Here is a 14,605-nt window from a genome sequence, read left to right on the forward strand (position 1 = left end):
GTCATCGCCAAGCGCCTAATTTCTCTTTTAAGAGAGTCGAGAAAGCCCTGACTTAATAGTCAGGGCTTTTTTCGTGCATAGTTAGTCAAAATTTAGTACAGCGAAAGACAGTGTGGACGATATGCCCATGTGAAAGTAGGTCATAGCCAAGCGCCTAATTTCTCTTTTAAGAGAGCAGATAGCCCGTTACTGACGTAACGGGCTTTTTCGTGTCTGTTTGTTATAAACAGGTTCAGGAACGAAGCTAAAGCTAAAGCTAAAGTTTAGACACATCAACAGCTGATAGTGTGATTGATATGCCCATGTGAAAATAAGTCATCGCCAAGCGCCTAATTTCTCTTTTAAGAGAGCAGATAGCCCGTTACTGACGTAACGGGCTTTTTTGTGTCTGTAATTTAAGATAAACATGTTCAGAGACGAAGCTAAAACAAATTTAGACACATCAACTGCGGACAGTGAGGACGATATGCTCATGTGCAACAGGAAATCCACATGATTATTTAATATCAAAAGATTGTCGAAACTGACCTACAGGTATAAAGCGGTTGGTCTTATAAGGCTTATAAATTGATTAGAATTGGTTTGGTTTTCCATAAAAAATTCATCGGTGAAGGCATTAGCGATAAATAGACCTACATTTTATAGATGAGTTAGAGTTGTTTACACAATCGGGATTAACCTTGTTGGTTTTTCGAGCTTGAGATTTGTTATTTAGCTCATTGATGATTGCTTTGATAAGACTAATACCATTTAGTGATTGATGTTTATCGCTAGTCAGTTATCTTGATAGGCAATTGATAATGGAAAGTTTAACAACACATTACTAAAAGCTTCTAGGGACACAAATGAAATTAGAAATGATATGTACTGGTGAAGAGGTGTTATCTGGCCAGATTATTGATACCAATGCAGCGTGGGTAGCCAACACGCTAATGGAGTTAGGTATTGAAACACATCATCGGATTACTGTGGGCGATCGTTTAGAAGATCTTAGGGATGCCTTTATTGAAAGAAGTCACCATGCCGATGTGATTATCGTTAATGGTGGGCTAGGCCCAACAAGTGACGATATGTCTGCTGAAGCGATGGCGCTAGCTAAGGGCGAGTCCTTGATTGAGAACGAGGAGTGGCGAGATCGATTGATTAGCTGGTTTAGTAAAAATAATCGTCAGATGGCTAAGAGTAATTTAAAACAAGCTTTATTACCTGAATCGGCTGTTATGGTTGATAACCCAGTAGGTACAGCATGCGGTTTTCGTGTAAAGCTTAATAAAGCTTGGTTGTTTTTTACGCCTGGTGTGCCCTTTGAACTAAAGCACATGATTAAAGAGCAGTTTATTCCTTTCATTAAATCTGAGTTCGGAATTAGCGAAAATACAGCATTGAAGAAGTTACTGACCATTGGTCATGGGGAGTCTTCTTTAGCTGATAATTTAGCAGAATTAACATTACCGGCAGGGATTACCCTAGGCTACCGTTCGTCAATGCCACACATAGAAATTAAGATATTCGCTCGCGGTGACAAGGCAATTAATCAATTGGCTGAAGTGACGAAAGCAATCAAATCAATTTTAGGGATTGCGATTGTAGCTGAAGATCGTCCAACACTTGCTGCTGAGATACATCATCGACTTTTCCAATCTGGTTTTAGCTTAAGCTTGGCAGAGTCGTGCACTGGGGGAATGTTAACAAGTCAGCTAATCGATTTTCCTGGTAGCTCGTCGTATCTACATCATGGTTTAGTGACTTATAGTAACGAATCTAAGGTAAAAGTATTAGGGGTGAATCCACAGATCCTCGATGATCATGGCGCGGTTTCTATTGCTACTGTTGAAGCTATGGCCAGAGGCGCACGTGAAATATTAGATAGTGATTTTGCACTTTCAACAAGTGGTATTGCAGGTCCAGATGGTGGTACTGAAGATAAGCCTGTTGGTACCGTAGCGATTGCATTAGCGACTAAACATGTTGTGTATAGTCAAATGGTTAAAATCCCTAACCGATCAAGACAGTTAGTACGAAGTCTTAGTGCCGCTATAGCCTATGATATGCTACGTAGAGCATTGCTAGGTGAAGCTGTAATCGTTGATTATCCTTCGATAACCAGATTTGCTAAGTAATTAAAATAGTCAAGTGAGCTAGTTTTACTGAGACTGGCTTACTTTGTTAGCATTTAAATTACTAAAACTCTACTGTTGTCACTACGTCATATAAATCTATTTGATGTTGATTCATACCGTTTTTGTCTAAATGTTTAGGTACTTTTAGTAAGCTAATTTTGTTACTAACTTGTACCACTTCCAGATGAATAGGTTCATCTGGTGGCATCAATGTCGATAAAACAGAGTTGGCCAAGGTGATATTTTTGAGCTTAATATGCTGAAAGATATCTCCTTTAGCAACACCATGTAATTTTCCAATATTGATGGTGATATAGGCATCATCTCGATTAATGACAATGGCTTTAGTCGCCTCGCATTTTAGAGTTTGATTAATCTCTTGTGAGACTTTGAACAAGGTATTGACGATTGTTTTCCCATATTCACTGCGCCAAAATAAGCTGTTCGCCAAATCTACGCGACTGTATGAGTCAAAGCTCCAACCACCTTCACCGTGATATTCTTCTTCAAGTAATATACTGTTACTGATCCTGTCATACATAAATACTTTTATCGTGAAGTTACGCTTGGGGTAAACAGTATCGACAAGTAAGTTGGATTTTTTTTCGTTGTATAAACTGATATCTCGAATATAACCAAATACTAAATATTGGCTTTGATATTGGCTATTTAAGGCTTCAGAGATACCTTGTATGGTTTCTAAATTAATTGTATCCATCGTTGTAATTGGCTTATATACCATTTGTGGGATCATTTCTTCGACGAATACGTTTGGTTGATGGGTTAATTCATTTTTAAACCTCGAACCAATATGAAAGGGGAGATTTGAAATATCGCCAGCTGAGGCCTGTGAAGGTGTGAGTAATGGAAATTGAGCAACAATGAGCTGTTTGAGGTAACGATCTTCAATGCAGTTAGATTTTGACTCTAAACTGACTTTTAGATTGATGGTGAGCTTACCTCCTTCTATAGATTCATTAAGAATGACAATTTCACTAATGTGGTGTTGTGACAGAACGTTGCTTTGACTGCTCGTTAAAATGCCATCCCTAACGGTATTTTCAATGCTGATGAAACTACTTGCTTGTAATGACGCATTCTCAATTGCTTTTTCAACAACCAATTTGCGCACATCATTATAATCATCGTTACCTATGGGATACGATGCTTGTCCAACGTACCACTGTGCCATACTGACAGAAGGGAATACTGCCAGTAAACATAGCCATAAAAACCGTTTCATTGACTATCCGAATACGTTAAGTAGCTTGCTAATCAAAGAAGGATCTTGGTTATCTTGTTGCTCACCTTTACCGCTAACTTCAATAACAGTGTTTCCAACCATACTGGAGTTAATTGAATGATCTGACGCAATATCAGTCACCCTAATTTCACCTGAAAAACGCACATATTCATCGCCTTTATTCAATTTTATCCACTTTTCTCCGGCAACGATTAAGTTTCCATTGGCAAGTTTCTCCCTTACTGCAACGGTAATCGTTCCAGTGAGTGAGTTATTGTGGTTACTTGCAGATGAACTATCAAAGCTTTTATCTTGCGAATAATCCGCGCTGAGGTTGTCTTCATTGATATTGATATTACCAGCAGTGATATTGGGTGACAGATCAAACTCATTAGAGCTATCACGCTTGTAGCTGATGGATTTTTTGGACGTTAGCTCTTCATTGAGCCTTATCAAAATCATGTCGCCAATTTCGTAACGATTGTTGTTTTGATAAATATTGTAGACATTATCAGGATTAAAAATTGAACCTGTTATCTGCTGAGCTTGTTGAATGTTGTTGTTCCTAACAGGGCGGTAATTTGGGTCGCCTTTCATCACTTCATCAGAAGGTTCAACAACATTTACAGTCGTGTTTTCTTTGTTAGGGATTTTTATTTCAGCTACTTCAGTTGTCGTGCAGCCTGAAATAGTGAATAAAAATAAAACAATAAGCAGGAGAAGTTTCATTTTTAAATATCTAAATTTATTTAGTAGTTATTTAAATTGTATCTTTAATATCCTATATAGATCTATGGCCTGCACAGTTTCTTCACTCTCTTTACGCAATTTTACCTAATTACGTATTATTTGTTTTTAATAATTGTTATATATTGTATTGGTAAAGTTTTTAGCTTGTTTTTATTATTACTTTATTTGGAACTTGTTGTTGTTTTAATTGGTGGTGTCAATTTTTATAGGGCGATATATTTATTCCATTTACGTATCAAAGGGTGAAAAATAAATGCTGTTAATTTTAAATGGCATTATCTTTGTTTTAAAAATGCTTAATTATATTTGCAAGGATATTTTTATTTGTACTTTACAATAAGCCATGGGACTATAATAAGCTCAACAGATAAATATATTATTTACTCTCAATTCATTCGGATTATAACATATGACTGAAAGTCAATCTGCTCTTACTGTTAATGAGGCTATCGACAAGCTAGGCAATAAAGTCGATACGAGCATTTTTCAGCTCAATGGTAATAGTGAGCAGAATCAGTTTAGTCGTATCTTAAATGAGGCGAACCAAATTAGTGATACCTCTGCTGCAGCAACTTCGCTAACAAAGGCTTCTGAAACGTTTTCACTAGACACCCTTCAGCAACAGATGCTTGCTAGTACAGGTTTAGATAATGAGACGATACTTTCGTTGAGTATGTCTGATGACATGGTAAGCGAAATGCAACAGGGTTTATTATCATCACTGCAAACAAGTATTGTTGAAAGCGCTCTAACACAAGCTATCAGTGCAAATTCGGTTAATATTGAAGATGGAGTAGCAATTAATACTTCCACTGATAATATTGTTGGTGCTCAATCATCAGAAAATGAAAGCCTTGTGGATGATGTGTATTACTATTCATTTGGTGAGGATGGTTTTGATAGTAAAGATGTAATAGATTCTATTAATATTCTACATCACACACCAATTTTATCTTATATATACCAAGAAACAACGGGCGATAAAATAAGCCCAGCTTCAACCTTGGCAGGTAGTTTATTATATTCAGATTATGTTGGCGTAGGTTCGACAGCAATAAAATTAGCAATGGAATATTTTACTGAAAGTAATCCTGAAATGAATATTACTGATGTTGGCGATTTACTTTCTAATAATAATGACGAATTGACTGAAAGTGAGGTTGGTCATTCCCTTTAGCGTTATTTATAGGCTGTTAAAAAATCAAATCCATTTTAAATCTTACCCAATGAGTATTGAATGAAATTATTAATTGTTTTGTTGTGCTGGATATTAGCAGGCTGTGAGGTTTTGCAAAGTAATTATGAACCTTATCAGCCCACAGAATTTCCAGTATTAAACGCTGTTGGTTATGCCCCAATTGATCAACAACCAGCAGAGTTAAAGTCAGAACAAATTTTAATGGCGATGGAAGCTTCAAAAATTTTGGCTTATCGAGAGTTAGCTGAACAAGTCTATGGGTTACAGTTGAATTCCAATACGTCAGTGCAAGGAGCAAGCCTTAATAGTATTGCGACTAAAATCAAAGTCTCTGGAGTAATAAAAGGTGCGAAAGTCATTAAGACCTATCCTGTGGATGGATTTTACGTTACTGAATTAGAGTTAGATTTTAAGTTAGTGCGTGATTTATATATGCAGTCTGAAAACCCAGTGCATAGTAACACCTTGATTGTAGAGCCCGTTAAGAACTTTTAATGGCAATCGGTAACGCTAATAAAAAAGCGCCTTGCGGCGCTTTTTTGTTTAAAATTTTATGACTATCTTGCCTCTTTCAACTTCAATTGCTTTAGTCATCGATGCCATCAATGCTTGATTACTATCCTTGGTGTCCAGCACATAAACAGGTTGGGACTCTAAAAAGGTTCTTAGAAACATCATCAATTGTGGCGTAATGGGTTTTAGCATTTGCTCAATATCTGCGGGTTCGGATTTCACACTGACCAAGTCAAGCTTCTTTAAAAAGATACTTTTGGTCTCTACATCGTACCAAGGCTCAGCCTCAAATGTGGTTTCCATATCAGCAGCAATTGATTTAAAGGGGTTTTTAACCGCCATTTTGGTAATTGCAGTTACGGAAATAGTGTTAGGCTTACGACCTAACTCAACTTCCATATCGTTGAGCTTTAACTGCAATCCAAAAACTTGATTCCCTTGTGAAACCTCATAATGCATTTCATTATTGAGGTAATCTTCAACTTCAGATTCAGAGATGCTGTACTGACTAGCACAGCCAGTCAGAAGCAGCATTAAGCAAGATAAACATATTTTAAATAATGGCATTATCCTGTGTTTCTCATCCCTGCGGCAACACCCGCAATTGTCAGCATTAGCGCAAGCTCAACTTGTTTCGATGCTTGCTCCTCATTACGTGTACGACTCAGAAGTTCCGCTTGTAGAAAGTTCAGTGGGTCAATATACGGATTACGTAGCTTGACTGACTCTCTGTTCCACGGAGTGTGGGACATTAGCTCTTCTGATTCAGTAAGCGACAATACCGCTTCTGTGCCTAATTGTAGACTTTCACGCAGCTTTTTACCTAAATGATGCAAGTTTTCTGGCACTAAGGTGCTTTCATAGTATCGAGCAAGATTAGGTTCGGCTTTCATGTATACCATTTCAAGCATAGAGATACGGGTTTCAAAGAATGGCCATTCTTGTTCCATTTCCTTCAGCAGTGCCGACTCCCCACGTTCATTGGCAGCTTTTAGTGCCTCTCCTGAGCCAAGCCAAGCTGGTAGCATTAAACGGTTTTGTGACCATGCAAAAATCCACGGAATGGCACGGAGACTTTCGATGCCACCATCGACACGTCTTTTAGCTGGACGGCTGCCCAGTGGAAGTTTGCCTAACTCCACCTCTGGAGTTGCTGCTCTAAAGTACGCGACGAAGTCTGGTTCTTCACGCACGATACCACGATACGCTTTTACTGAATCATCAGCGATACGTTGCATGCAATCTCGCCAAGCTTGTTTAGGCTCTGGAGGTGGTAATAAAGTCGCTTCCATAACTGCAGAGGTATATAGAGCTAAACTCTGAACCGCTACTTTGGGAAGGCCAAACTTAAATCGAATCATCTCACCTTGTTCAGTGACTCGAATTCGACCATCTACTGAGCCTGGTGGCTGCGATAAAATAGCCTTATGAGCTGGCCCGCCGCCACGGCCAATTGAGCCACCACGACCGTGGAAAAGCATTAATTTGACGTCTGCATTCTTACAAACGGCAACGAGTTGCTCCTGGGCGTGATATTGCGCCCATGCGGCAGCCATTACGCCAGCATCTTTAGCAGAATCTGAATAGCCAATCATGACTTCCTGCATACCTTTTGTATATCCACGGTACCAGTCGATATTGAGCAGTTGTGTCATACATTCAGCAGCGGTATTTAAATCACTCAAAGTCTCAAATAGTGGCACAACACGCATTGGGTGTTGACAGCCAGTTTCTTTGAGTAATAGCAACACTGCAAGTACATCCGATGGCTTACTGGCCATTGAGATAACGTAAGAACCTAGTGCAGTAGCAGGTTGAGAGGCGACTAATTTACAGGTATTGATGACTTCTTCCACGTCGGCTGACGGTTGCCAATCAGCAGGGATAAGCGGCCGACGACTGGTAAGCTCTCTTAATAGGAAAGCTTGTTTTTCGCTTTCATCCCAATGATCATAATCGCCCATACCTAGGTAACGAGTTAATTCGGCAATCACATCGCTATGTCGCTCAGCATCTTGGCGAATGTCGAGACGTAGCATATGAATGCCAAAGCATGCTAAACGACGTAAGATATCGAGCAGCAGTCCATTAGCAATTAAGCGCATGCCAGATTCTGATAAGCTTCGGTATAATAATTCAAGAGGTTGTTTTAAATCATCTAATTGCCATACAACATCGTCATAGTTCAGGTCAATTTGCTGACCTTCTAGGCGGGCGTTGAGGTAATCAATTGTATTGCGTAGTTTATGACGAAGTTGTCTTAGTACGTCTCTATAGGGTTCTTTACTGTCTGGCAGCTGCGCTTTAAGTTCAGCATTAGCTTCTTCCATGGATAATTCATTCACCAAAGAAACGATATCTTTTAAATATAATCTGGCTGCTGCATGGCGATTACGGAGTAATACTTCCTCGGTGACTTTTGAGGTCACAAATGGGTTACCGTCTCGATCCCCGCCCATCCAACTAGAAAATCTAACAGGACAAATATCAGCGGGAATTTGTTGACCCGTTTTTGACTCAACATGGTCATTGAGTTGTCTTAAAAAGTCTGGAACGGCTTGCCATAATGAGGCTTCAATGGTGCTTAGTCCCCAACGTGCTTCATCTACGGGAGTTGGGCGTTCATGTCTGATCTCGTTGGTGTGCCAAATCTGTGCAATAAGTTGACGTAACCTAAGGTGTGTTTGGCCTTTTTCTCGATCAGTGAGTTGCTGGTTTTCTTGCTCTGTTAAACAGTCGACAACAGCAGAGTATTTTTGAATGAGAGTACGACGAGATATTTCTGTAGGATGAGCAGTAAGGACTAAATCAATATCGAGGGTTTTTAAGCAGTCGATGACTTCTTGTTCATTGGCATTACTGTTTAGCATTCGTCCCAGTAACTGCTCGACAGGATCTGGTACACAGACAAGTTCATCACAGTTGCGACTTATGGTATGAAATTGCTCTGCAATATTGGCCAAGTTTAAAAATTGATTAAACGCTTTAGCAAATGGCACCAGTTCATTGTCAGGTAATGAATTGAGCAGAGCTAGCATTTGTTGTCTTGATTCGGCATCGCCTTGGCGAGACTCTTTGGCCAGAATACGAATTTGCTCTACTTTTTCAAGAAATGCATCACCAAGGTGATCGCGCATCGTATCACCTAAAATTTGCCCTAAGCTACTCACATTAGAACGTAAAGAAGCGTACATGTCGGCGGTTTGCTCTGCCATAATTACTCCATAAGTTTAACTTAATTAGCCGCTACCATTAATGGGCTACAGCTAGCACAATAGCTAGCTGTGAGGGGGTTGGTCAATGGGTTATTTTAATAATTAATCATGCACCATGATTAATCGTTACTGATAGTGAAACTTATTACAACTATTTAATACAAGCCTGATAAATAAGCTTTTTCATTAACTCAACAGTGGGGGTTAAATATTCTAACCCTATGTATTCATCTGGCTGATGAGCTTGATTGATACTACCAGGGCCCATTACTAAGGTTTGGCAGCCCAATTGTTTTATATAAGGGGCTTCAGTTGCGTAATTAACAACCTCAGGCTCGGTATTAGCGATATCTGCAACCATTTTTGTCCAATAATCATCAAGTTTACCTGCAAATGACTCTGATCCTGGGTAAAGCGTGGATATCTCAATACTGCCTGGGTATTGTTTGTTGATGTCTGCAAGATAATTAATCACCATCAACTCTAAATCAGCAAGCTCAATGCCAGGTAACGGGCGAATATCAAGATGTAAATCACAACAGCCACAAATACGGTTTGCTGCATCGCCGCCATGAACATGGCCAAAGTTCATTGTGGGGTAGGGAACACTAAATGCATCTTCACGGTAGTTTTCACTTAAATGCTGCTTGAGTTTCATCAGTTGACCGATGACTTGATGCATAATTTCAATCGCGTTTAAGCCACGAGCGGGGTCAGAAGAATGACCACTTCTACCAATCACTCTGATACCTTGTGCTAAATGGCCTTTATGCATATATACCGGTTTTAAGCTGGTGGGTTCACCGATGATTGCATAGTCAGGCGCGATACTTTTTGAATCTGCAAACGCTTTAGCACCATTCATTGTGGTTTCTTCATCAGCGCTAGCAAAAATATGTAATGGACGTTTTATTTCATCAAGCGGTAACGACTTCAGCGCTTCCATAACTAAAGCAAAGAAGCCCTTCATATCGCAAGTACCTAACCCATACCAACGGTTATCTTTTTCTGTTAACTCAAAAGGGCTCTGACTCCAACGTCCTTCATCAAAAGGAACGGTGTCAGTGTGTCCAGCCAATAACAGGCCGCCACTGCCTGAGCCAATAGTTGCGATTAAGTTCTGTTTGCCTCGGCTGTCAGCCACGGTATGAACAGTGCAGTTAAAACCCATATCTGAAAACCAAGATTGAAGTAACTCAATAACTGCATGATTACTCATATCTTGCTCAGCTTCTAATGCACTGATCGAAGGGAGTGCAATTAGCTGTTTAAATGCATTTTTTAAATCTGGTAATGAATTCATAGCAACCTTTATAGTGCTTGCAATAAATATGTATTCATTATTATTGCATAATTAATTTATTGTGTTAGTCTAGCAAACAGCTAAGGCATTCACCATAACTTGATTAGATTAAAGATTATAAATATGTATTTAATTGCGATTCAATTCACTGTAACAGATCCCAAGGTAAACTATCTTCGACGATAGTTTTAATCTCGAGCACCCTGCTCATATACCGAATTATTTCTCTAGTTTACTGACCTAAAGACGACAATATAATGAAAAACATCGCAATAATTGGCGCTAGTGGCTATACCGGTGCACAAATCACCGCTTTAATTGATAACGATACATCGCTTTCTATTCAAGGCCTTTATGTATCAGAAAACAGTCTTGATAAAGGAAAGGCACTTGCTGAGCTATACCCTGCATACCAGCAAATCAAGTTGTCGTTATCTCCGCTAACGGCAGATGCTAAACAATCAATTGTAGAGGAAGCTGATGGCGTCGTGCTCGCGACTGATCATGCAGTAAGTTTAGAATTAGCTGCTTATTTTTATAAGCAAGGTTTAGCAGTTTTTGATTTAAGTGGTGCTTACCGTTTTGCTGATATCGAGCAGTACCCTAAATGGTATGGGTTTGAGCATACCCAGCAAGATGTTCTTGGAGAAGCCGTTTATGGCTTAGCAGAGTGGAATCATCAACAAATCGCTGGCAGTAAAATGATTGCTGTTCCGGGCTGTTATCCAACAGCGTCATTAACTGCACTGAAACCTTTAACGCCATACCTAACTGATGCTTACCCTGTCATTAATGCTGTTAGTGGCGTTACTGGAGCGGGCAGAAAAGCCCAGCTTCATACTAGCTTTTGTGAAGTCAGCTTAACGCCATATGGCGTATTAGGTCATCGTCACCAGCCTGAAATTGCCACTCATTTAGGGCAAGAAGTTATCTTTACTCCACACCTAGGTAACTTTAAACGGGGTATTTTAGCCACGATTACGGTTCAGTTAGCGAAAGGTACTACAGAAGCTGATATTGCTAAAGCTTATCAAGTTTACAATGACAGTCCGTTAGTTAGCGTTTTACAAAATCAATTCCCTAAGGTGGACGATGTTGTGAATACACCTAACTGCATTGTCGGCTGGAAGTATGATTCTCAAAGCAATTACTTGGTGGTTGCGAGTGCGATTGATAACTTAATGAAAGGTGCTGCAAGCCAAGGCCTGCAGTGCATTAAAATTCACTTTGGCCTATAACGGGGAATCATCATGTCACAGAGTAACCCAGTTATTGTACTAAAAGTCGGCGGCGCATTATTACAATCAGAATCAGGAATGGCTGAACTCATGGGCGTTGTTGCAAACATGATGTCTGACGGCCAGAAAGTTATTTTTGTTCACGGCGGTGGATGTTTAGTCGATGAGCAATTAACTGCCAATGGTAAAGAAACCATTAAACTGGATGGTTTAAGAGTGACTCCCAGTGACCAAATTCCGATTGTCGTAGGTGCATTGGCGGGAACGTCAAACAAGTTATTACAGGCCGCTGCAATTAAGGCGGGTATTGTGGCCGTTGGTATGAGTTTAGCCGATGGTAATACCGTTGATGCAGTAGTGAAAAATGAAAATTTAGGCCTAGTGGGTGAGGTGACACCGAAAGATGCGAGTTACTTAACTTATTTATTATCACAAGGCTGGCTGCCAATTTGTAGTTCAATTGCCGTGTCAGCACAAGGTGACATGCTTAACGTTAATGCAGATCAAGCAGCAACGGCCTTAGCAAAGTTAGTGACAGGTCAGTTAGTGCTTCTATCTGATGTACCTGGTGTATTAGATGGTAATGGCGAGTTAATTGATCAATTAAATCAACAACAAATTTCAGATTTAGTTCAGCAAGGCGTGATAGAAAAAGGAATGAAAGTCAAAGTCGAAGCGGCATTAGAAGTTGCTCAGTGGATGGGGAAGCCGGTGCAAGTTGCATCTTGGAAACAGCCTCAACAATTAATTGCCTTATCAAACGGACAATCCGTTGGCACCCAAATTCAGCCATAGGAGTAACATACTAATGGAACATTTATTATCTATAAAAGATTTATCGCAAACAGAGTTACTTGATTTATTAGCGCTTGCTAAGAAGATTAAAGCAAATCCAGCTGATTATAACCAAGCCTTGGCAGGTAAAAGCGTGGTGATGTTGTTTGAGAAACCTTCTTTACGTACCAGAGTGAGTTTTGATATCGGCATTAATAAATTAGGTGGCCATTCAGTTTATTTAGATCAGCAAAATGGGGCCTTAGGTAAACGTGAGCCGGTTTCTGATTTTGCTACTAATATTTCTTGTTGGGCTGATGCGATTGTTGCCAGAACATTTTCTCATACGACTATCGCAGGGTTAGCTAAGCATGCGTCAGTGCCAGTGATTAATGCATTATGTAACTTATACCACCCATGCCAAGGCTTAGCTGATTTTCTGACATTATCTGAAAAGTTTGATGATATCAGTAACGTGAAATTAGCTTACTTAGGTGATGGTAATAATGTGACTCATTCATTGATGTATGGTGCTGCAATTTTAGGTGCCACTATGACTGTGGTTTGCCCGCCGGGTCATTTCCCTGATGGACAAGTGGTGTGTGAAGCACAAGCGTTAGCTGCAAAGCATGGCGGCAAGCTTATTTTAACCTCAGATATTAATGAAATGGGCCCGCAAGATGCGGTTTACACCGACACTTGGATCTCTATGGGAGATAACACTTCAATGGAAGAGATTGAAGCCAAATTTAAACCTTACCAAGTCAATACAGCATTAATGACCCAAGTTGGTGCTAATTACTTCATGCATTGTTTACCTGCATATAGAGAAGTGGAAGCGACTGCAGAAATCGTTGACGGTGAAGGTTCACTTATTTTGCAACAAGCAGAAAACAGAATGCATGCACAAAATGCAGTACTGGTAACGCTATTAGGTTAAAAAAATACTTCGTCGATTGGCTTTAATACAGTAAGTGAATCGGCTTTACCCAGTTTATGTTAGGAAATATTAAAGATGTCTATTGAACAACAACCAAGCATTAAAAAAGTCGTATTAGCGTATTCAGGTGGATTGGACACTTCGGCCATTATCCCTTGGTTAAAAGAAACCTATGATAATTGTGAAATTGTTGCCTTTTGTGCCGATGTTGGTCAAGGCGATGCGGAGCTTGAAGGCTTATATGAAAAAGCCATCGCGTCAGGCGCTTCTGAATGTTACATCGTTGATTTAAAAGAAGAGCTGGTGGCCGACTATATCTACCCTACCATTGCAACAGGGGCGATTTATGAAGGAACTTACCTATTAGGTACGTCAATGGCACGCCCTATTATTGCTAAAGCGCAAGTTGAAGTTGCACGTAAAGTGGGTGCTGATGCGGTATGTCATGGATGTACAGGTAAAGGTAATGACCAAGTCCGTTTTGAAGGATGCTTTGCTGCGCTGGCACCAGACTTAAAAGTGATAGCGCCGTGGCGTGAATGGTCAATGGTAAGTCGTGAAGACTTGCTTGATTACTTAGCTGAAAGAAATATTGAGACAACAGCTTCTGCAACTAAAATTTATAGCCGTGATGCTAATGCTTGGCACATTTCACATGAAGGTGGTGAGTTAGAAGATCCATGGAACGAGCCAAGTAAAGAAGTATGGACTATGACAGTTGCGCCAGAAGATGCGCCTAATACGCCAGAATACGTTGCACTAAATATTGAGAATGGTCGTGTGACTCACGTTGACGGTGTTGCGTTATCGCCATACGCAGCATTAATGCAATTAAACGAGGTTGCGGCGGCACACGGTGTGGGTCGTATTGATATAACCGAAAACCGTTTAGTGGGCATGAAATCTCGTGGTTGTTATGAAACGCCAGGTGGAACAGTGATGTTTGCTGGTCTTCGTGCGATAGAAGAGTTGGTATTAGATAAAACTAGTCGTGAATGGAGAGAGCAAGTTGGCGCTCAAATGGCTCACCTTGTGTATGACGGCCGTTGGTTTACCCCTTTATGTAATTCACTTTTAGCTGCATCTGAATCTTTAGCGGAATTAGTGAATGGTGAAGTGGTCGTTAAGTTATACAAAGGTCAAGCGAGTGTCGTGAAAAAGCGTTCTCCAAACAGCCTATATTCTGAAGAATTTGCCACATTTGGTGATGATGATGTTTATGATCAAAAAGATGCAGAAGGCTTTATCCGTCTTTATTCTTTATCAAGTCGCATCAGAGCACTTAATAGTAAGTAGACCTGTTAATTAATA

The 14,605-nt window shown here is 40.0% G+C and carries 12 protein-coding genes; 7 read left to right on the plus strand and 5 right to left on the minus strand.

The genetic code is table 11. The features are described 5' to 3' along the window. Positions 1 to 845 precede the first annotated feature (845 nt). Positions 846 to 2,120, plus strand: a complete 1,275-nt coding sequence (locus tag AB4128_RS08990) for a CinA family nicotinamide mononucleotide deamidase-related protein (protein ID WP_055026246.1) — start codon at positions 846 to 848, stop codon at positions 2,118 to 2,120. 61 nt (positions 2,121 to 2,181) lie between these two features. Here the strand turns inward: AB4128_RS08990 and AB4128_RS08995 are convergent, their stop codons facing one another. After that, entirely contained in the window at positions 2,182 to 3,363 is a 1,182-nt protein-coding gene (locus AB4128_RS08995) for a flagella assembly protein FlgT middle domain-containing protein (protein ID WP_119969273.1), read from the minus strand. A gap of 3 nt (positions 3,364 to 3,366) precedes the next feature. Beyond that, positions 3,367 to 4,092 (minus strand): flagellar basal body L-ring protein FlgH, encoded by a 726-nt coding sequence (locus AB4128_RS09000; RefSeq protein ID WP_119969274.1) that lies wholly within the window; start codon positions 4,090 to 4,092, stop codon positions 3,367 to 3,369. A gap of 430 nt (positions 4,093 to 4,522) precedes the next feature. Between AB4128_RS09000 and AB4128_RS09005 the strand changes: the two genes are divergently transcribed. Beyond that, positions 4,523 to 5,290 carry a hypothetical protein gene (locus AB4128_RS09005; RefSeq protein ID WP_055026244.1) on the plus strand — a complete coding sequence of 256 codons (768 nt, stop codon included), beginning with the start codon at positions 4,523 to 4,525 and terminating at the stop codon, positions 5,288 to 5,290. Positions 5,291 to 5,350: 60 nt separating this feature from the next. Further along, positions 5,351 to 5,806 (plus strand): LPP20 family lipoprotein, encoded by a 456-nt coding sequence (locus tag AB4128_RS09010; RefSeq protein ID WP_055026243.1) that lies wholly within the window; start codon positions 5,351 to 5,353, stop codon positions 5,804 to 5,806. Between the two features lie 48 nt (positions 5,807 to 5,854). On the opposite strand, the gene AB4128_RS09015 is transcribed toward AB4128_RS09010, so the two are convergent. The 3 genes from AB4128_RS09015 to argE form a co-directional block, all read right to left on the minus strand. Beyond that, the gene (locus tag AB4128_RS09015; RefSeq protein ID WP_055026242.1) at positions 5,855 to 6,391 is read right to left on the minus strand and encodes a DUF1439 domain-containing protein; all 537 of its coding nucleotides are present in this window, start codon (positions 6,389 to 6,391) and stop codon (positions 5,855 to 5,857) included. Next, complete coding sequence (ppc, locus tag AB4128_RS09020) at positions 6,391 to 9,039, minus strand: phosphoenolpyruvate carboxylase (RefSeq protein ID WP_372037486.1); 2,649 nt, start codon at positions 9,037 to 9,039, stop codon at positions 6,391 to 6,393. Before ppc ends, AB4128_RS09015 begins: the two co-directional genes overlap by 1 nt. Before the next feature lie 151 nt (positions 9,040 to 9,190). Continuing rightward, complete coding sequence (gene argE, locus AB4128_RS09025; RefSeq protein ID WP_055026240.1) at positions 9,191 to 10,342, minus strand: acetylornithine deacetylase; 1,152 nt, start codon at positions 10,340 to 10,342, stop codon at positions 9,191 to 9,193. 257 nt (positions 10,343 to 10,599) lie between these two features. Here argE and argC point away from each other — a divergent pair, with 257 nt between their 5' ends. From argC to AB4128_RS09045, 4 genes are all read left to right on the plus strand, one after another. After that, the gene (gene argC, locus AB4128_RS09030; protein ID WP_372037487.1) at positions 10,600 to 11,580 is read left to right on the plus strand and encodes an N-acetyl-gamma-glutamyl-phosphate reductase; all 981 of its coding nucleotides are present in this window, start codon (positions 10,600 to 10,602) and stop codon (positions 11,578 to 11,580) included. A 12-nt stretch (positions 11,581 to 11,592) separates the two neighbouring features. Then, on the plus strand, positions 11,593 to 12,375 hold the full coding sequence (gene argB, locus AB4128_RS09035) for an acetylglutamate kinase (protein WP_372037488.1): 783 nt from the start codon (positions 11,593 to 11,595) through the stop codon (positions 12,373 to 12,375). A gap of 13 nt (positions 12,376 to 12,388) precedes the next feature. Continuing rightward, positions 12,389 to 13,294, plus strand: coding sequence for an ornithine carbamoyltransferase (locus tag AB4128_RS09040; RefSeq protein WP_055026237.1), 906 nt, complete (start codon positions 12,389 to 12,391; stop codon positions 13,292 to 13,294). Between the two features lie 75 nt (positions 13,295 to 13,369). Further along, the gene (locus AB4128_RS09045; protein WP_372037489.1) at positions 13,370 to 14,590 is read left to right on the plus strand and encodes an argininosuccinate synthase; all 1,221 of its coding nucleotides are present in this window, start codon (positions 13,370 to 13,372) and stop codon (positions 14,588 to 14,590) included. Positions 14,591 to 14,605: the final 15 nt, after the last annotated feature.

Source organism: Shewanella sp. 10N.286.52.A9, from assembly GCF_041468985.1.
GTDB lineage: Bacteria > Pseudomonadota > Gammaproteobacteria > Enterobacterales > Shewanellaceae > Shewanella > Shewanella japonica.

What these genes read in the sequence shown, in the direction of transcription:
- AB4128_RS08990 (WP_055026246.1), top strand. Translation starts at nt 846, where the DNA reads ATGAAATTAGAAATGATATGTACTGGTGAAGAGGTGTTATCTGGCCAG.
- AB4128_RS08995 (WP_119969273.1), bottom strand. Translation starts at nt 3,363, where the DNA reads ATGAAACGGTTTTTATGGCTATGTTTACTGGCAGTATTCCCTTCTGTC.
- AB4128_RS09000 (WP_119969274.1), bottom strand. Translation starts at nt 4,092, where the DNA reads ATGAAACTTCTCCTGCTTATTGTTTTATTTTTATTCACTATTTCAGGC.
- AB4128_RS09005 (WP_055026244.1), top strand. Translation starts at nt 4,523, where the DNA reads ATGACTGAAAGTCAATCTGCTCTTACTGTTAATGAGGCTATCGACAAG.
- AB4128_RS09010 (WP_055026243.1), top strand. Translation starts at nt 5,351, where the DNA reads ATGAAATTATTAATTGTTTTGTTGTGCTGGATATTAGCAGGCTGTGAG.
- AB4128_RS09015 (WP_055026242.1), bottom strand. Translation starts at nt 6,391, where the DNA reads ATGCCATTATTTAAAATATGTTTATCTTGCTTAATGCTGCTTCTGACT.
- ppc (WP_372037486.1), bottom strand. Translation starts at nt 9,039, where the DNA reads ATGGCAGAGCAAACCGCCGACATGTACGCTTCTTTACGTTCTAATGTG.
- argE (WP_055026240.1), bottom strand. Translation starts at nt 10,342, where the DNA reads ATGAATTCATTACCAGATTTAAAAAATGCATTTAAACAGCTAATTGCA.
- argC (WP_372037487.1), top strand. Translation starts at nt 10,600, where the DNA reads ATGAAAAACATCGCAATAATTGGCGCTAGTGGCTATACCGGTGCACAA.
- argB (WP_372037488.1), top strand. Translation starts at nt 11,593, where the DNA reads ATGTCACAGAGTAACCCAGTTATTGTACTAAAAGTCGGCGGCGCATTA.
- AB4128_RS09040 (WP_055026237.1), top strand. Translation starts at nt 12,389, where the DNA reads ATGGAACATTTATTATCTATAAAAGATTTATCGCAAACAGAGTTACTT.
- AB4128_RS09045 (WP_372037489.1), top strand. Translation starts at nt 13,370, where the DNA reads ATGTCTATTGAACAACAACCAAGCATTAAAAAAGTCGTATTAGCGTAT.